Source organism: Cupriavidus lacunae (assembly GCF_003353055.1).
Taxonomy (GTDB): Bacteria; Pseudomonadota; Gammaproteobacteria; order Burkholderiales; family Burkholderiaceae; genus Cupriavidus; species Cupriavidus lacunae.
The window spans coordinates 14544-32332 of sequence record NZ_QKWJ01000011.1; the positions used below are offsets into that span (position 1 = coordinate 14544).

A 17789-nucleotide genomic window follows, 5' to 3' on the forward strand; every position below is an offset into this window, starting at 1 on the left:
TCACGGACACCATAACGGAGGAGACCCGACATGCAATCGATGGAATCAATCAACGCGGAATTCGAAAGGCAAAACGTGACGAAAGTCGGATCGTCCAGTCCGTCTCTCGTCGAAAGAACGCAGATGCTTTCGCGCTTCCGCAACCGTTTCGTCTGGTCCTTGCTGTATGCCTCGCTGGGCATCTACTTCGGCCTGTTGATCGTCGTGCTCGAGTTTCCCGACGTGATGTCCTTGTCCGTCTACGGCGAGCTCAATCTCGGACTGCTCGCGGTGGTCGTTCAGTTCGTGCTGGTCACCGCGACTTTCTGGGGCTATTGCTCCTGGGCGGAGCGCGCGTACGACCCGAAAGCGTCCGACCTTCTCCGCAACGCATTTGCACAATCGAATGGTGACCGGCATGAATAACTTCATCAGTCATGGCGGACTCAGAATCATCGCCTTCCTGGGATTTATCGGGCTCAGTCTCGTGCTGACCGCATGGAGCGCGCGGCGCTCGCGCGGAATGTCCGGGTTCTTCGTGGCCGGACGCAATCTGTCGCCGTTTCAGAACGGACTCGCGCTGGCCGGCGACTTCATGTCGGCCGGGTCGTTTCTCGGCGTGACGGGACTCGTGTCGCTGTTCGGCTTTGATGGCATCGTCTATCAAGTCGGTTTTATCGCCGGATGGATCATGATCATGCTGATCGTCGCCGAGCCAGTCAGGAATTGCGGCAAGTACACGCTGTCCGATGTCGTCGCGCTTCGCCTGCGCAGTCGCGGCGTGCGCGCGGCCACGTCGGGTTCTTCCCTGCTTATTTCGCTGGCTTATTTGCTCGCGCAACTGGTCGGCGGCGGCGCGCTGGCAAGTCTGCTGCTGCCGATCGGCGCCAATGCCGCGATCGTGCTGATCGGCGTGCTCATGATCGCGTACGTGCTGTTCGGCGGCATGGTGGCGGCCACTTACGTGCAGATCGTCAAGGCCATCCTCGTATGGTGTGCCGGCGCGGTGCTCGTCGTGCTTGCGCTCGCGTATTTTTCCTTCGACGTCGGCGCGTTGTTTCACAAGGCCCGCATCTCGTCGCTGCATCCGGTGCAGTACTTCGTGCCAGGCGGCTACTTCAAGGACCCGCTGGATACGCTGTCGCTCGCGCTTGCTCTCGTGCTCGGCACGGCCGGTCTGCCACATGTGATGACGCGGTTCTATACGGTGCCGTCGGCCGTCGCGGCCAGAAAATCCGCGAAGATCGGGCTGATCGTCATGGTGTCTTTCGCGGCCATGATCATTCTGCTCGGCTTTTCCGCAACGGCAATCGTCGGACCGGCCGCGATTCTCGCGACCAAGAGCTCCGGCAATAGCACCATCATGTTACTCGCGACCACGCTCGGCGGCGGCTCCGGTTCGGCCGGTGGCGAACTCCTGCTCGCCTGTGTGTCGGCCATTGCCTTCGCAACGATTCTCGCGGTGGTCTCGGGCATCATGATCTCGTCGGCCTCGACCATCTCGCACGATATCTTCGGTCATTTCTTCGCGAGTTCTCGCGACAAGGAACGCAGGCAGGTGGTGATTGCGAAGGTCGCCACCATCGTTTTCGGTGTCGCGGCGATGGGACTCGCATTGCTGGTCAAGACCTTCAACGTCGCATTTCTCGTCGGACTCGCGTTCGCTATCGCGGCCAGCGCCAATCTGCCGGTGATTCTTTTCTCGATGTACTGGCGGCGCTTTTCGGATCGCGGCGCGGTGGCGGCGGTACTGGCCGGCACGCTGTCCTCCATCGGCCTGGTATTGATCGGGCCTGCGGTGATCGGCGCGAAAGGCATCATTTTCAAGGACACCACGCCGCCGTTCTGGCTCTCGAATCCCGGTCTCTTCAGCATTCCCATCGGCTTCTTCGCGGGTTGGCTCGGATCGGTCACGACACGCCGTACCGTCGGCGACGATTTCTTCGACGCGCAGCAGCTTCGCATGCTGAGCGGTCTCGGTGCGGAAGCCGCATCGGAACATTGATTCGAAAAAGAACGATAGCGTGCATGACTAAAAGCGCCGAGCGGCAGGGCAATCAACAGCCCTTCATATCGGATAACGGCATCACCTTCGCCAGCTTTCACATGTCTACAGCATTCCGTAGGAAAGCACGACAGATCCGAGCCGCATAAAACCGAGCGCGCGTGCCTGGTCGTCCTTCGACACCAAGTGAACTTCTTCATTTCATCGTATGAGAGGAAAGAGACATGCGTTTGCTTATCGTGGGTGCTGGTTCTACAGGCGGGTATCTTGGAGGGCGACTTATCGAAGCTGGACGCGACGTTACCTTTCTGGTGCGAGCCGCACGAGCCGCACAACTGCGGGAACAAGGACTGCGGATCGTTAGTCCGCACGGCGACGCAACGCTGCGTCCGAAAGTTTGCACTGCCGCCGACATCACCGAACATTACGGCGCGGTATTGTTGACAGTTAAAGCATTCCAACTCCAGGCTGTTTTTAACGACATCGCGCCCGCTATTGGCCCAGAGACAATGATCCTGCCAGTGCTTAACGGAATGCAGCACCTGGAAGCGCTTGCCCGGCGTTTTTCGACCAACAATTTGATCGGATGCGCTTTAAAGGTAGCAACGATCCTGGAGAACGATGGCAGCATCGTGCAACTCAACCCGCTCCAGGATTTTGCTTATGGCGAACTTGACGGCAAGACGACAGCCCGCATCAACGCCCTTGACCGATTTATGCAAGGCGCATCGATCGGCGCGAGGCTTTCTCCTGTCATACACCGTGAAATGTGGGAGAAGTGGATTTTGCTTGCTGGCCTTGGTGCGCTCACCTGCCTTATGCGTGGCACGGTCGGTGAAATCGAGGCGACTGAAGGGGGCACCTCTTTCGTCATGAACCTACTCGCTGAAATTGTTGCGATTGTTGCGGCTGTTGGGGAAACGCCGTCGACTGACTTTGTGAAAGAGGCGCAGCAGCAGCTGACGAGGAAGGGCTCGCCGCTCGCCTCGTCTATGTTCCGCGATCTCCTGAGCGGGCGCGATGTCGAGGTTGAACAGATCCTTGGTGACTTGATATGCCGGGGTGAGCAGGTCGGCCTTAAAGCACCGCTGCTTTCGGCTGCTGCAGTCCATCTGCGCGTCTACCGGAACAAGATTGCCGCGTCCCGCTAGAAATGTTAACCCGATAAACGGGGTTTGAGGTGCAGATTCTCCAGTGATTTGCCGGACACCGGCGGCAGAGCTCGCAGTTCACCCGCCGGCGCGCGGTGCGACATCGGCAAGCGCGCCGGCCAGGCAGGTTTCCAGGATTTCATGGGACAGCGGATCGCCGGCAGGCACGGCGCGCGCCATCACGACCGCGCCGACTGCTTTGGCCAGCACGTTCATTGCCAGCGCGCGCCGCGACTCGTGCGACAGCGTCGCCCGGTCGCTAAGCGCGGCCTCGTAAGTGCGGATCAGGGCTTCGATCCCTTCGCGGAAGACCGCCTTGACTTCCTCCGTCTGGTGGAGCGCCGCATCGCTGCCCAGGCCGGCGATGGGACAGGATTCACCGCGCTGATTGAGGTGTTCGTCCGAGATGTAGCGCCGCAAGATCTTGTCGATCCCATCACCGGGCGTCACCTCGGCGGCCCGCTGCCGGAAGGCGAAGTTCACCGCCTTGACGGCCAGCGCCTCCTTCGAAGCGAAATGGTTGTAGAAGCCGCCATGGGTAAAGCCGGCGTGCTTCATCAGCTCGGCCACGCCGATGCCTTCGAATCCATGCTCGCGGAACAGCCGCGCTGCCGTTTCGACCAGACGATTTCCTCTTCCTGTTCTTTGGCCGTTCGCAAGAGGCCAAAGAGGCTGGCCGCGCCTTCTGGGCCCGCCGCCACCTGCGCCAGGACCAGGATCCGCCCGCCTCGGCCGAAGTAGTCAAGTCGCAGTGGGAGCTGTATCAGGCCTACATGGTGCCGGTGGGCGGCGACAAGCCCTACGCCCACCTGAACGACGCGGCGTGCGCCACGTAACCGGGTCGGTACGTTCGAGCGTGGGCAAGCGACAGAGAATCTAGAAGCGGAATGCAATACCGGCCGCTAGCATGACGGGGTCGAGACGCGCGGAGGCATGGACCGGCACCTGCCCAAGATATCCCGTTGCTCTGGTGCGCAGGATGAATTTCTTAACGTCAACAAAGATTCCAACGTGTTTCGTCAGCCGGTACTCCAATCCAGCCTGGCCCACCCCACCCCACGCATTGCGCGCCTGAAAGTCGGAGACAGCACCGTCGGAGGTGTCGAATATCTTAACGTATGTAACGCCGGCACCCAGATAGGGGTACAGATTGTAAGGAGCAAGCGCCTGAAACTGGTACTGAAGTGTCAATACTGCCGGGCCATACTTCACTTCGCCAAGCTTCCCCACACCTGCTACGGTTCCCGTCCCACTCATTGTCGTTGTAGGCGGTATGCCAACGGTAAAACCCAAAGACACACTTGGCGTTATCCGGTAGCCGAATTCGGCCATGAATGTTGCATTGTTTTTCACGTCCAGGCTTGCTCCTGGGATCAACTGGCCACCTGCCTTCATATCCGCGCCTGCATTGAATGCCGCCCATGCGCCACCCGCACGGATCCACCAGCGGCTGTTATCCGACTGGAGTGTCACATTTTGAGCACTGGTGACCGCTGGAATAATACTAAGCACAACAAAACAACACTTGTATATTTTTATTTTCGACCTTTCCGTCTTGCATTCCATCTTCGTCTCCGTTTATTTAAAATTTATACTCCGATTGACATTGACAATTTGACTTATTGCCACCCCTAGTTTCTTGCGCACGAGCAGTCACAAGGCCTGTCAAACCATCTCGTTTTACAGAAGTCATGCGCCTTCGTAGCGTAGAGCCTGAATTGTGGCGGCAGCATCCACGGTTCGCTGCAAGCCGATCCAGAGCGTCTTTGCGCCGGGCTCGCCATCGCTCTTGCGGCCCAAGAAGCCACCCAGTGATGCAATCAGGCGAATCATTTGATTGAGCGTGGGTGGCTTTGGAGGGCGCGGCTTCTTCGCCAGTAGATAGGCACCCCGTATCTCGTCGGCATCAAAGAACAGCGACGCATCCAGCTCAGGGCAGGTTCTGCCCAGGCGCATCAGTCGCGCAATACGCCACAAGACCACCATGTACAGCACGAGCGCACGTTCGACTCGATCCATGTGCGAGAGCTGTAACGCTTCCACTTTGAAGCCGTTTTTCCATTCCATTAGAAGTACGGCCGGCCAGAGCGATGGTTCGAGGCAGAAGTTGATGAATGTCGAGGGATAAGGGGTTGTAAACCGACGCAGACTCGCGTTTACTCTTGGATTTTCAGAGCGAATGGGCAACGAGGCGGGGGCGTGGGTGGCTGTCAAACCGCGGACGCCGCCTTATTCGAAACTTGCGAATCTCCGGAATGGAATAATTCGTAACGACAATAACTCACTCGGATAATATTATTATGCGCATCTCTATCCGATCGGGGCTGGTGCTACTTCAATCGACGACGCTCGTTCGTCGCTGCCTTTCTGTCGCACATTCACGATCTTGCCGTTTGAGCAGATCCAACGCCACGTCCACAATCATGTCCTCCTGCCCACCGACCATGCGTCGGCGACCAAGTTCGACAAGGATGTCTACCGTTTTTACGCCATACTTATGGGCGGCCGCTTCGCTGTGGCGTAAAAAGCTCGAATACACTCCGGCATAACCGAGCGCAAGCGTCTCTCGATCCACCCGCACAGGACGATCTTGCAGAGGACGGACGATGTCATCGGCTGCATCCATTAACCGATACAGATCGGTACCATGATTCCAACCCATCCTGTCAGCCGCAGCGATAAACGCTTCGAGTGGTGCATTGCCGGCGCCCGCTCCCATTCCCGCCAGCGACGCGTCGACGCGGTCGCAGCCTTCCTCCACGGCGACAATGGAATTCGCAACGCCAAGAGACAGATTGTGGTGCGCATGCATGCCCGTTTCTGTCTTCGGATCCAGCACCGCCTTCAACGCGCGGAAGCGTTCTCGCACGTCTGTCATTGTCAACGCACCACCCGAGTCCACAACGTAGATACAGGTCGCGCCATAGCCCTCCATCTTCTTCGCCTCAACGGCCAGACGATCAGGCGTCGTCATGTGGCTCATCATGAGAAAGCCGACCGTGTCCATACCTAATTCACGCGCGTATTCGATATGTTGTTTTGAGATGTCGGCTTCGGTACAGTGCGTAGCCACCCGGACTACACGTGCCCCGGCGTCGTAAGCGGCCTTCAGGTCGTGAATCGTGCCAATGCCCGGTATCAGCAGTGTCGCGATTTTGGCGTGCGACACCACGTCGGCGACGGCTTCAATCCACTCCACGTCGCCATGAGCTCCGAAACCGTAGTTGAAGCTTGAACCTTGCAGGCCATCGCCGTGCGCGACTTCGATGCTGTCCACCTTAGCGCTGTCGAGTGCTTGGGCGATGGTCCGCACGTGCTCGATCGAGTATTGATGACGGATCGCATGGCTACCATCGCGCAGCGTCACATCGGAGATGTAGATTTTCTTGGTCATGATCTTTCCTGTTGTTAGACAGTGGCAACAGAACGCACGCGCGAGGCCATCGACTCGGCGGTATGCAACGCCGCACTGGTCATGATGTCAAGATTGCCGGCGTACGAAGGAAGGTAGTGAGCTGCGCCCTCGACTTCGAGAAAAATGGAGGTTTTCAGACCGCTCATACGCTGACCAACGCCCGGAATGTTGATGGGCTGGTTTGCCTCTATACGATCAAACTGAACCGCCTGCTTCAGCCGGTAGCCTGGCACATAGGCTTGTACGTCGGCGACCATGCGTTCGACCGAGTCAGCGATTAAGTCCTGGTCAACGAAGTCACTGAGCGTGTAGACCGTATCGCGCATGATCAGCGGCGGTTCAGCCGGATTCAATACGATCACAGCCTTGCCTCTACGAGCACCACCGACCACCTCAATTGCCTTCGACGTTGTCTCAGTGAACTCGTCGATGTTGGCGCGCGTACCCGGGCCGGCGCTCTTGCTTGAAATCGATGCGACGATTTCTCCGTATTGCACCGTGGCGACGCGCGAAACAGCCGCAACCATTGGGATAGTGGCTTGCCCGCCGCAGGTGACCATGTTGACGTTGGTCGCATCGAGATGCGCCGCGCCGTTGACGACGGGAATGCAATAAGGACCAATGGCTGCCGGCGTGAGGTCAACCATGCGGATGCCGGGTTTGAGTGTACGCAGGAAGGCATCGTTCTTGACATGAGCGCTCGCACTGGTAGCGTCGAAGACAAGGTCGATTTCGTCGAATACGGGCAGACGTGCGAGACCTTCGACGCCCTCGTGTGTCGTCGCCACGCCGAGGCGCGCAGCTCGGTCAAGGCCGTCGCTCTTCGGGTCGATGCCAACCATGGCGCCCATCTCGATGTGGCGACCATGACGCAGGATTTTAATCATCAAATCCGTGCCAATGTTGCCGCTACCGATAATGGCAGCTTTGAATTTACGGGTCATGGTGATGTTCCTTGAGTCAGTTTGTTTCGCGTTCGGGTGAACGCCCAAGCCTGTGCGAATGAGCCAGGGTTCATTCCTGCAGATTGCACTCCCACGACGCCGTCTTACTCTTTTTCGAACGCCGCGGTTACCGACCCCAGACCGGCAATGCACACGTCAAATACGTCACCTCCCAGCACCGGCACCATGGGCCCCAGCGCACCGGAGAGCACTGTGTCACCGGCGCGCAGTGGATAGCCGGCCCGAGCCATGACTGTCGCCAGCCACAGTGTGGAATTGAGCGGCGATCCTAGGCAAGCCGATCCAGCACCAGACGACACCAATACACCGGACCTCTCCATCGTCATGCCTGCATGGCGTGCGTCGAAATCGCAGAGCCGAGTCGGCTTGGACCCCAACACATAAAGTCCGGACGATGCGTTATCCGCGATGGTGTCCGTGATGCGAATGTCCCAGTTAAGTACCCTGGAACCCACGATCTCGATGGCTGGCACCGCAAAATCGATGGCCTGAAACAGATCAGCCACCGTCAGTTGATCTGCGTCAAGATCTCGCCCGAAAACAAACGCAATCTCTGCTTCGACCTTTGGCTGAAGTACGTCCTTGAGTACGATCTCCTCGCCTTCGACGCGCGCCATATCGGCAAACAGCATGCCGTAGTCCGGCTGCCCCACCCCAAGCTGCTTTTGTACGGCCGCGGACGTCAGACCGATTTTTCGACCCACGAGGCGGCGGCCTGCCTCCAATGCCCGTCGCGTGTTGATTTCCTGCACTGCATAGGCCAGCTTCAAATCGGTTTCGCCGATTAGAGACCGCACCGGAGGTATGGCCACTCCCTTGAGCTCGGCCTCGTACAGAAGATCGGCGGCTTCAAGTGCTGTGCGGGCTAATGCCGTATCCGGTTGATTCATTGCACCCTTCTCATGAGTTCCTGGTTTCGATGATCGCCGCGCGCGGGATTGCGCAGCAGTGTCTTATATGCGACCGACGAGCTTATGTCCCCATACGCTGATACGGTCGTAGCGGACCACGGACCAGCCGACCTCCACATCGCGAGCGCCCCAGCCAAACTCGACGGCGAAGCCCGATGGCGTCGCCCCATAAAACGAAAACATGTGATCGTTGGTGTGGCGGCCGAGCGTCGTAACGAGGGCACCCTCGGCATCAAACCTGTCATAGGCGAAACCGACATCGTCCAGCCCCTCGCTTTGCAGCATGAAGTGATGGAGTTTTTTCGCCCCCGGCAGCTTTGCCAATGCCAGTGTGTGATGACGGCCGTTGCAATGCAGAAAATAGAGAGTGGTACTCAGCTCAGCGTTGAGCTTCCAGTCAATAATGTCTGACAGCTTCATGCCGATCGCATCGGTATAGAAACTGAGCGCGGCGTCCATATCCTGAACGCTCAGGACATAGTGACCGAGGCCCTGATCCCCGGTTTGAAATCCCGATACGCCGAGCGGAGAAACAAACGGTTGCTCGAATCGCTCGGTTGCACCGTAGTAAACTTCGACCCGGTTTCCGAATGGATCGGCGCAGGAAAGCAACCCGAGCACGCCCCGCTTCGCGACCAAATCGGCACCTTCAACCTTTACCTCGACGCCGTGACTCTCCAGACGTTCCTGCACTCGGTAGAGCGCTTTATCGTCTTCGACCTCGTAGCCCGCAAAGAGATAATCGTCGGAGGGGCCCTGGGTAACGGAGAGCCGCCAGTCGCGTGAATCGGTCCGGAACTGCGCCTGCGCTTCGGTGACAGCGCCCTCCATCGCGCCCAGCTTGCCCGTGACGAACGAGCGCCACGCAGATACATCCGTTACTTCGAATCCGAGATACCCAAGGCGTTGAATGCTCATATCCGTCTCCTGCTTAAGTGAAATGCTTGTCGAGTTGTGCGCCAAGATTCGCGCCGAACAAGCCGCGCACCCCCATGCCGCCGTCATAGTTCAGCACGCTGCCCGTCAGTGAAACGGTGTCCTCGCGCGTCGCGAAGAAGACATAGGCTCCGGCATATTCGTCCGCCGACGCAACGCAACCGGCCGGCAGAGCGGGTCCGAGTGCGTCAGCAAGCGGCACTGCCTTGATGCTCGTATCCTGAAGATTCAACGTCTCGGGGCCGCGCAAATCGGTACCAAGCACGCCTCCCGGCGCGATGCCATTGACGCGGACATGAGGGCCCCACTCGTAAGCGAGTTGCTTGATCAGCCCGATCACGGCGTTCTTGCTGGCGGTATAGAGGACCCCGCCGCCGCCAGCGTAAAACGCGGCACTTGATGCGGTAAAAATCGCGCTGCCCCTGCTTTTGTACAGACTGGGCAGCGCGGCTTTGGCTGCCAGCACATAGCCCTTGACGTTCACGGCGAACATCTCGTCGAAGGCCTCGTCAAGGCGGTCAGCAGGGATCTCCACCAGTTGAGTCGAGAAATCCCAGACGCCGGCATTGCCGACCAGACAATCGAGCTTGCCGAACGCCTCCGTGCAGCGCGCCACGGCTTCCTGATGACTATCGAGAAAGCGCACGTCACCCTCGATGCCAATCAGCGCGTCGCCATGACGGTTTCTGAGCTCATCCAGTCCGGACACCGATTTGTCGAGCACCGCAACACGAGCCCCTTCGGCGATGTAGCGATCTACGATTGCCCGCCCAAGGCCGGCGCTGCCGCCAGTAATTAATGCCACTTCGCCTTTCAGTTTCACGCTGCGTCTCCCTGATGTACGCGTAGAAAATCGCGCATGTTGTTCGATAAATCCCCCAACCGTGCCGGCTCGACAGCTGCCCGTGCTTCCACCAGTCTCGTAGCTACGGCGAAGTCCCGCGGCGCGTCCATTGCGACAACGGCCTGAAGCTTCCCCCCCGAAAGACGGAAGAGCAGTGCCGTACCGTCACCCAGGGTTCCGCGCATGATGAACTCCCCCGGCCCTTCGATATCCCCCGCCATCTGCATTCGATACCCGGCAATCTCTGTCCAGGAAACAGGTACCTGCGGCGCGGATCTCGCCTTTCCCAAGATTGCGGCAGCCACCGCTGCTGCCTGCCGTTCGGCATTCAGATAAGTTTCGAGTGAGCGCCGCCCGCCGTCACGAAGCGGCCAACTGGCTACATCGCCAACCGCAAAAACACCTTCAGCAGACGTTGCACCACGGTCATCCACGATGACGCCGCGGTCGCAGATTAGACCGGCCTGCCGAGCCAGTTGGTCAGCGGGTTCGGCGCCGATGCAGACGAGCGCGTTGTCGGCGGTAAAGCGGCGCCCATCACTGGCCGTCACCGCTTCGAGCTGCTGCGCTCCGGAAAATCCGGCTACGCCGGTACGCAACTCGACCTGCACTCCCATCGCTAAAAGCGCCTCGCGCAGCCACGCCCCCACACGCCGCCCCAGCACCCGAACCAGCAGCTCGTCTGCCGCTTCCAGGATGGTCACCTCCAGCCCGAGTTTCCGAGCAGTCGTCGCGACTTCGCAACCAATCAGACCGCCGCCTACGATGACCAGCCGCGTTCCGGCCGTCCAGCTTCGACACAACGGCTGCACATCGTCATAGGTTCGAAGCGAGACGACGCCGCGCAACTGGTTTCCTGGAAGCGGCAATCCTCGCGCACGACTGCCCGTCGCGAGCACGATGGCATCCGCGGCAAGCGTCGCCCCGTCCTCGAAGCCGATCCTGCGAGCGCCTGCGTCTAGGCTGCTGACAGTCCGTCCGGTCAGCAGCTCGATGCGAGCCTCATCGAACCATTCGGACTCGGCTAGGACCGGAGGCCGCTCCAACAGTCCACCCAGCACCGCCTTCGACAGCGACGGACGATCGTAGGGCAAATACGCCTCGCTTCCGATTAGCGAAATACGACCGTCGAAACCATCAGCGCGCAGCGCCTGCGCGGTCGAAAAACCCGCAACGCCATTGCCAACGATTGCGACATGGGAAGTCATTGCTTCACCTCGCCAGCTTCAAGGTCGACATGCACCCCGCCCGCGTCCACCTTGATCGGAAAGATCTTGAGCGGCTTGCAGGTCGGCAGGGCTTTCACCTTTCCGGTCCGCACACAAAACTTGCCAAAATGCAGCGAGCACTCGATCACGTCGCCATCCAGGTAGCCATCGGACAACGCCCAGTTCCCATGCGTGCAAGTGTCCTGCACAGCAAAGAATTCGCCGTCGACATTGCAGACCATCACCGGTTCCGGGCCGCCCTCGTGGCGTTGCATCTCGCCCGGCGGCAGATCCGACGGCTGCATGATGTACGTCCATGCCATACTTTTGTCCTAGAAAAAGAAGCTGAGATTGTTGGCGAGAATCGTGCTCTGATCGATCAGGATGGTCCGATTGACGATTTCAAAGCCTGCGTCGGCGTCCGTGCGGCGCAGCGTATCGCGCCGCTCGCCCGCGAAAATATCGGTTTGGCGTTCCAGGCGATTTCGATACACGATGAAAGCACTGGAAATTTCGTACTCGCCGGCGGACGCGCCATTGAGAATCATCACGTTGCTGATGAGATGGCGAGTACGTGACGCCGGATTTTCCGACCAACCGACGTCCGAGACGATTTTTCTCAACCGCCCTTTCATCGTCGTTGCGTCTTCATCGAAATGCGCGAACTCGTTGGCTCTCGAATATTCCTGGGCTGCATCACGCATGATCCGCGTTGTGCGGATCGGCATGAAATATCGGATGTCTTTCGCGAGCAGGGCAAACCACTCTTCAAATCGACGATCATTGAGCAGCTTGGCTTCCCAGTAGTAAAACTGCTCGATTTCGTGCTGTAGCTCGGGCGAAACAGGTACCGGCTTCCTGGTGAAGATGTCGGCTTTCTTGACGGGATCAGACATGACCATTCCCTCTGAATTTCTAATGGCAGGATCGCTGGATCAGACAGCGCTCAAGACCTGACTCCGGCCATCAACCGGCCGGCCTCGAGCCGAGGCATTAACTGACTCAGCGCGTAGCGTTCAGTGCGGCCCAATCCGGGGAGATCATCATCCGCATCCATTGGGTGTAAAGCCCGCGCGCGGCTTCTTCGCTATAGACATAGCTAATCCGCCCGGGGTATTCGGGATCATCTTCCGTGACCTTGCCAAGCCCCATCTCCATATTGAAGGGACGACTACGCGCCTTGGTACCGCGCAGGATATGCTGGATCTCAACCCAGTTTTCTCCGTCGTCCTGCTCGAATACCCCCCCTGCCGAGAAGGTACGCAACGACTGGCGACGGAACTCTTCCTTGATATCGTCGGGTGCGTCTGCATCGACGATCGTGAACGCCCAGACTTCCACTTCGTTCGGCCCGCGGGGATGCCATGCGCGAATCGTGTTGATCCCGGGGAGGAAGGAACAGGTGGGAAAAACGGTCATATGCTGCGCCATGACCCGGGTCCCACGCTCAACGCTGCCCAGTCGTTGAGCAGCCTTCTCGGCCGCGGGACCTTCGGTCCAGTAGCTCGCGATCTTCGGCCCCGAAATGGCAATCAAAAGATTGGGATCGCCAAGATAGAAGCCCGAACCGTGCCCCCCCCACTTGGCGCGGTACTGCTTGCCGACCGTCGGCGGCGCAAGGTCCGAAAGCTCAATGCCGTCGGGTAAGCCGGCGAGAATGCCGGACAGGTGCGAAGTCGTGCCTGCGTGATACATGTCGCTGCAGAACTGTTCCGCCGCGAATTTCCAGTTGCACGGAATAACCCACTTTTGCACACCTGGAATCGCTTCGGTACCTGCCTCGGTGCGATCCAGCATGTGGTCCATATAGAACGTGGCATCGCCCAGATAGGTGATCAGGTCGGGGGCCTCGTTGTCCCAATTGGCGAAAATCAACCCCTTGTAAGTGTCGACACGCGCTTTCAGTGGGCTCCACTCTTTCTTGTCCAGACACGGAAGGGCTTCCGCTTCGAAGGGGACGTTGACCAGATTGCCGCCCGTGTCGTAGGCCCAGCCGTGGTAGCTGCACGTGAATGCCTTAGCGTTTCCGGAATCCGCGCGGCAAATACGCATGCCGCGGTGACGGCATTGATTCAGGAAGACAGCAATGGTGCCATCCTTCTGGCGTACGACCAGAACCGGGTCCTCTCCCATATAGTTGGTGATGTAGTCCCCCGGTTTGCTGATCTGGCTTTCGTGCCCGAGCAACAGCCACGATCGACCAAAAACCCGTTCCAGCTCGAGCTGGTAGAGATCTTCATCGGAATAAATGCGCGGATCGAGGCGCCCGATGTCGTCGCGCACCAGTGCCTGAATGTCGCTATCCCGCCATGTCTTGCTCAGCTTGATAGGGTGTGTCTCGTTGTGACTCATTGTCTCCTCCGGGGTTACTGTCAACTTACCGCTCATCGCATCGCTTCGAAATAGCCCAACGCGCCAATTTCGGAATCACTCTGCGGAAAGAAAAGCCTCGACCTGGCTGATGAATCCTCGTGTCTGCTCGATCTGTACCCAATGCCCGCATTTGCCGAAAACGTGCAGTTGGGACGACTTAAGAAGCTGATTCAGTCGAATCGACGTTTCCACCGGGATCACTCGGTCCTCGCGACCGTGCAGTAGCAGCGTCTCGTGCGGGATGGACTGGATCTCGTGGTCGGGGATTGACAGCTCATCGAGCCGCTGCTGCCTCGGGCTCGGGAACATCGCAGCAAACGACTCCTGATGCCCGGGTCTAATACTTGCTTCGTAGCGCAGCTTGGCCAAATCATCCGTGATCCGGCTGCGGTCATAGGAGAGGTAATCCAGCACGACCCGCATATTGTCCACGGACGGTTCATAACCCCATACAGCCTCAAGCCCCTCGGTAATCTCACTCTTGGGGCCACCGCAACCCATCAGCACCAACCGGCGAACCCTTTCCGGGAATTTGATGGCGAGCGCGAGCGCTACGGCACCGCCGAGTGAATTGCCAATCAGATCCACACGATCGAGTTCCAGCGCATCCAGAACTCCAACCACGTGGTCCGTCCAGGTTTGAAGGCCGTACGAGATTCCTGCCGGCCGCTCGGTAAACCCAAAGCCCACGAGGTCCGGAGCAACGACTCGCCGGGTCTTGGACAATTCCGGGAGCAGCGTTCTCCAGTTCGCCCAGGCCGTTACGCCTGGACCCGAGCCGTGAAGCAACACTACCGGTTGGCCGCTTCCGGCATCGTGAAGATTGGTGTCGATGCCCCCAGCGCGCACCGTGGCGCCAATTTCTGCATTGGTGTTGCCCATCTATGAACTCCAGTTAGGAACTTTGGACTTGCGAGGGGTGGAGAAGCCAGCAGCGCAGTACGCTACCGACATCGATGCCGCGGGACTTGCGTGCAGGCCCCCGCAGCCACCTCCCAGTGAGTCACCACAAAAACGTCTTCTATTCAAAATATCGTTATTGATGTACAATGACGTTATTATGAGTGAGCAGACGTTTTTTGGAATCCGTGAAAACCCGATGATGCCGAAGTCCCCGTGCCACGCATGGAGGGCTGCCGCTAGCGTTGCCAATCGAGTCGCAGTGCTCCATGATTGACATGTGAAATAGCTCGAAACATAACAACGCCGCCGGCTGCGGCGAGGTCGGCATTCGTATGCGCGGCTTGTGGCTCTGACTTGGGCTGATACGTCTCTGCATAGCTGTGCCGCAGTTACCGATTGATCGCACACCGGACCAACCTGACTGCTGTCCAACGAAGCGGAGAAAAGCGGTGACTCAGCAAAACTCGGGAGTTTTTGAAGAAATGAGCAACTTAGCCAAGATGACCAACGGGTCGCGGGCGGACTTTGGTCTCGGTCTTAAGGAAGGGAAGGCGTCCACTGCCATCGAATCAACCTATGCTATTCTCAGGGACGGCATAATAAAAGGCGTCTATCCTCAGGGCTCAAAGTGCCACCTCGACACCCTGAAAACATCTCTAGGCGTCAGCGGAAGTACCTTACGCGAAGCATTGACTCGCTTGATCGGAGACGGTCTCGTCAGCGCCGAGGGACAGAAAGGATTCACCGTCACCACCATGTCACTGGCGGATCTCGATGACCTTACCAATGCACGCATCACGCTGGAAACAACCGCTCTCATTGAAAGCATCGAGACGGGTAAAGGCGACTGGGAAGACAATCTCGTCCTCTGCTTCCGTAGGCTCAGCCGGATCGAAGAACGGATTAACATCGACCCGGCTGGGAGCTTTAACGAGTGGGAGATGCGTAACAAGGAATTTCATGAGGCACTCGTCGCGGCATCCCCGTCCAAGTGGCTTGCGAGGTTCAGGGATGTCTTGTTCCACAACTCGGAACGTTACCGTCGGCTATCTGCCACACAAGGTCCTCCGCCGGCCGTAGTGCATGCCGAGCACAAGGAAATATTCGAAGCCGCCATGAGCCGTGACACGGAGCGGGCAGTTTCGGCCTTGGCTGGCCATATCCGTCGATCTGCAAATGTCATTCGGTCTCGCGGGCTGCTGAATGATCCAGAAAGTTGATTCGTCCTTGGACAGTCGTTGAATTTGCGGCGCGATGACCATCATCCGGTCGGTCAGTACGGCGCCGTCTTATTCCACAGGCTGCCTCGACACTGAGACCAATCGGACTCCTCTCTATTCGCCAGTGCCGATTCCAACGCGTGAGCAAAACGCTGAAAAGCATCCAGGGTTCCATGGACGCTTCGGAACTCGGTGCGACCGATTCTGCCGTCAAGTACGACCAGCATTCCAGCATCCGCCGCCAATTCCAGGATGTTCATTCCGGTTCTCCTGAGATCGCCCGACTAGCGACCCATCGCTTATGCTGCAAGCGGGTAAGCGCGCATCGCCGGCGTGCTCGCCTTTGCCGGGAACACGTTCCACGAACCGTCATCGTGCCGGAAGAAAACAATGGTCAAACCTCCGTCCGGCCGCACCACGCCGATGCGCACGTAGCGCCTTCGATCCGATGGTGTGCGACTGAACTCCATCACGCGTACGGTCATCACCGCAGAGTGCCCAAACCACTTTGCGACCAGCGATCGCAAGCACATCTCTCCGGAATCCATCTCGCTCTCCTTCTCACCGCGGCGCCACCGTGTCCCGCCAATTCGTGGCCGGAACATTGCAACGTCTTGTCGGTTGCCGTACCGACAACTATAGGTTACGCAACCTATAATGCAACCTCTTATTTTGGTGATTGAGGGTAAACGATACCGACCAGAACGCGGCATGATTGAATCATTTTGGGTGTCGATGTTTGGCGAAAACCGGTTTTTCAACCTATACTTAAGTCAGGTTAGATAACCTATTAAGTGGAGCGATTTCCGAAGAAACCGCCGCAGTCGCAGCGCCGACTCGTCAACGCGATGCCCGGAAAGCGCAGAACCGCACCGTTGATTGTTGTCGCACAGGGCAGGCGCGCCCCCACGGACCGTTGCCAGACGCGAACTTTGCGCCGAACAGCGAGACAGTCAGCGCCTCAGAACGGAGTGCACGTGAAAAAACTGACCCTCACTTCCGCAGCGATATTTGACCCACGAACAGCGGCGCCCGCGAGACGGCGCGGCAATCGGGAGAGTCGGGTGCCTGAGATCATCGAGGTATCGATCAACGTGCTGATCGCGGCGGGTTACGCGGGGTACACGATCAACCGCGTGGCCAATGATGCGGGCATCCGCTTGAGCACGTTACAGCACTATTTTTCGACCCGTGAAGCGCTGTTGCGCGCCACGCTCGAAGAGGTCGCAAAACGATACTTCGAGCGCTTTCGAGGCTTGGCCGAAAACAGAAACCGCTCCCCGCAGGCGCGGCTCGAAGCGATCATCGACGACGCTTTCGCCGAGTTTGCCAAACCTGGGATGCCGGCAGCGCTCTTCGAAAGTTGGGGGTTGGCGCTGCATGAACCGTTTGCGCGCGATGTCGTTGTAGAGGTACAAAAGCAGTTCACGAGGCTATTTGCGAACCTCGTCGGCGAACTCAATCCGGAACTGTCGATGGAAGAACGCGAATTGCGCGGTACATTGATCGTGTCCAGTTGCGAGGGCCTGGTTATTTTCCTTCGCTGGAGTGACGACAGCCCCTCGCAACTGCATGCCTTCCGCAAGGCTGTCAAGGTCGTATGGAGTGGCCTCGGCAAGGCTGACGAATGAGCACGCGCGAGCTGCTGTTATGAGTCTGTGGTCCGCGATGCTGAGAACTCACTGCCCAAGCCCGCGCGGTTGAAAGGCGCCCCTTGCCGCGGGCAGTACGACACGGCTCTGAAGGTGCCTAAGTTCGGGAAGTAGGTCGTATTCCTTACGCATCGTCCCAACGTGTCGTGTGCCAGTTAATCGCTTAGACAGGTGCGGGGCGCCGTTCACCACCAGTACACGCCTACTTGATCGAAGCTAACGGCAAA

19 protein-coding genes and 1 pseudogene are annotated in these 17789 nt (G+C 58.4%); 5 read left to right on the forward strand and 15 right to left on the reverse strand.

The genetic code is table 11. The annotated features are described in order from the left end of the window. Nucleotides 1-30 precede the first annotated feature (30 nt). From DN412_RS11700 to DN412_RS11710, 3 genes are all read left to right on the forward strand, one after another. Nucleotides 31-405, forward strand: coding sequence for a DUF485 domain-containing protein (locus tag DN412_RS11700; protein WP_115015322.1), 375 nt, complete (start codon nucleotides 31-33; stop codon nucleotides 403-405). Next, on the forward strand, nucleotides 398-1984 hold the full coding sequence (locus DN412_RS11705) for a solute symporter family protein (protein ID WP_115015326.1): 1587 nt from the start codon (nucleotides 398-400) through the stop codon (nucleotides 1982-1984). The genes DN412_RS11700 and DN412_RS11705 overlap by 8 nt, the downstream gene beginning before the upstream one ends. 224 nt (nucleotides 1985-2208) lie before the next feature. Beyond that, nucleotides 2209-3135 carry a ketopantoate reductase family protein gene (locus DN412_RS11710; RefSeq protein WP_115015329.1) on the forward strand — a complete coding sequence of 309 codons (927 nt, stop codon included), beginning with the start codon at nucleotides 2209-2211 and terminating at the stop codon, nucleotides 3133-3135. Between the two features lie 78 nt (nucleotides 3136-3213). Here the strand turns inward: DN412_RS11710 and DN412_RS11715 are convergent, their stop codons facing one another. The 13 genes and pseudogenes from DN412_RS11715 to DN412_RS11780 form a co-directional block, all read right to left on the reverse strand. Next, nucleotides 3214-3705 carry a TetR/AcrR family transcriptional regulator gene (locus DN412_RS11715; protein WP_244222634.1) on the reverse strand — a complete coding sequence of 164 codons (492 nt, stop codon included), beginning with the start codon at nucleotides 3703-3705 and terminating at the stop codon, nucleotides 3214-3216. Nucleotides 3706-4011: 306 nt separating this feature from the next. Then, a complete protein-coding gene (locus tag DN412_RS11725; RefSeq protein ID WP_115015339.1) occupies nucleotides 4012-4701 on the reverse strand; it encodes an OmpW/AlkL family protein in 690 nt (229 codons plus the stop codon). Nucleotides 4702-4824: 123 nt separating this feature from the next. Further along, nucleotides 4825-5193: pseudogene (locus DN412_RS11730) on the reverse strand (IS4 family transposase); the annotation flags it as partial. A 277-nt stretch (nucleotides 5194-5470) separates the two neighbouring features. Beyond that, complete coding sequence (dmpG, locus tag DN412_RS11735; RefSeq protein WP_115015344.1) at nucleotides 5471-6529, reverse strand: 4-hydroxy-2-oxovalerate aldolase; 1059 nt, start codon at nucleotides 6527-6529, stop codon at nucleotides 5471-5473. Between the two features lie 14 nt (nucleotides 6530-6543). Then, on the reverse strand, nucleotides 6544-7494 hold the full coding sequence (locus DN412_RS11740; RefSeq protein WP_115015348.1) for an acetaldehyde dehydrogenase (acetylating): 951 nt from the start codon (nucleotides 7492-7494) through the stop codon (nucleotides 6544-6546). 104 nt (nucleotides 7495-7598) lie between these two features. After that, nucleotides 7599-8405 (reverse strand): toluene degradation hydratase TodJ, encoded by an 807-nt coding sequence (todJ, locus tag DN412_RS11745; RefSeq protein ID WP_115015352.1) that lies wholly within the window; start codon nucleotides 8403-8405, stop codon nucleotides 7599-7601. Nucleotides 8406-8468: 63 nt separating this feature from the next. Beyond that, the gene (bphC, locus tag DN412_RS11750) at nucleotides 8469-9344 is read right to left on the reverse strand and encodes a biphenyl-2,3-diol 1,2-dioxygenase (protein WP_115015357.1); all 876 of its coding nucleotides are present in this window, start codon (nucleotides 9342-9344) and stop codon (nucleotides 8469-8471) included. A gap of 13 nt (nucleotides 9345-9357) precedes the next feature. Then, nucleotides 9358-10185 (reverse strand): 3-(cis-5,6-dihydroxycyclohexa-1,3-dien-1-yl)propanoate dehydrogenase, encoded by an 828-nt coding sequence (gene hcaB / locus DN412_RS11755; protein ID WP_115015360.1) that lies wholly within the window; start codon nucleotides 10183-10185, stop codon nucleotides 9358-9360. Beyond that, the gene (locus DN412_RS11760) at nucleotides 10182-11414 is read right to left on the reverse strand and encodes an NAD(P)/FAD-dependent oxidoreductase (protein WP_115015365.1); all 1233 of its coding nucleotides are present in this window, start codon (nucleotides 11412-11414) and stop codon (nucleotides 10182-10184) included. Before DN412_RS11760 ends, hcaB begins: the two co-directional genes overlap by 4 nt. Beyond that, a complete protein-coding gene (locus DN412_RS11765; RefSeq protein ID WP_115015369.1) occupies nucleotides 11411-11737 on the reverse strand; it encodes a non-heme iron oxygenase ferredoxin subunit in 327 nt (108 codons plus the stop codon). Before DN412_RS11765 ends, DN412_RS11760 begins: the two co-directional genes overlap by 4 nt. 9 nt (nucleotides 11738-11746) lie before the next feature. Further along, the gene (locus tag DN412_RS11770; protein WP_115015680.1) at nucleotides 11747-12310 is read right to left on the reverse strand and encodes an aromatic-ring-hydroxylating dioxygenase subunit beta; all 564 of its coding nucleotides are present in this window, start codon (nucleotides 12308-12310) and stop codon (nucleotides 11747-11749) included. Nucleotides 12311-12416: 106 nt separating this feature from the next. Further along, nucleotides 12417-13766 carry an aromatic ring-hydroxylating dioxygenase subunit alpha gene (locus DN412_RS11775; protein WP_115015373.1) on the reverse strand — a complete coding sequence of 450 codons (1350 nt, stop codon included), beginning with the start codon at nucleotides 13764-13766 and terminating at the stop codon, nucleotides 12417-12419. Between the two features lie 75 nt (nucleotides 13767-13841). Further along, complete coding sequence (locus DN412_RS11780; RefSeq protein ID WP_115015375.1) at nucleotides 13842-14669, reverse strand: alpha/beta fold hydrolase; 828 nt, start codon at nucleotides 14667-14669, stop codon at nucleotides 13842-13844. Between the two features lie 470 nt (nucleotides 14670-15139). On the opposite strand from DN412_RS11780, the gene DN412_RS11785 reads away from it, so the two are divergent. Continuing rightward, nucleotides 15140-15910, forward strand: coding sequence for a GntR family transcriptional regulator (locus DN412_RS11785; RefSeq protein WP_133303044.1), 771 nt, complete (start codon nucleotides 15140-15142; stop codon nucleotides 15908-15910). A 53-nt stretch (nucleotides 15911-15963) separates the two neighbouring features. Here DN412_RS11785 and DN412_RS11790 read toward each other — a convergent pair whose 3' ends face one another. Both DN412_RS11790 and DN412_RS11795 read right to left on the reverse strand, forming a co-directional pair. Next, a complete protein-coding gene (locus tag DN412_RS11790; RefSeq protein WP_115015383.1) occupies nucleotides 15964-16170 on the reverse strand; it encodes a hypothetical protein in 207 nt (68 codons plus the stop codon). A gap of 39 nt (nucleotides 16171-16209) precedes the next feature. Next, nucleotides 16210-16458, reverse strand: a complete 249-nt coding sequence (locus DN412_RS11795) for a hypothetical protein (RefSeq protein ID WP_115015384.1) — start codon at nucleotides 16456-16458, stop codon at nucleotides 16210-16212. 429 nt (nucleotides 16459-16887) lie between these two features. On the opposite strand from DN412_RS11795, the gene DN412_RS11800 reads away from it, so the two are divergent. Further along, entirely contained in the window at nucleotides 16888-17541 is a 654-nt protein-coding gene (locus tag DN412_RS11800) for a TetR/AcrR family transcriptional regulator (protein ID WP_115015387.1), read from the forward strand. The last annotated feature ends 248 nt before the right edge of the window (nucleotides 17542-17789 follow it).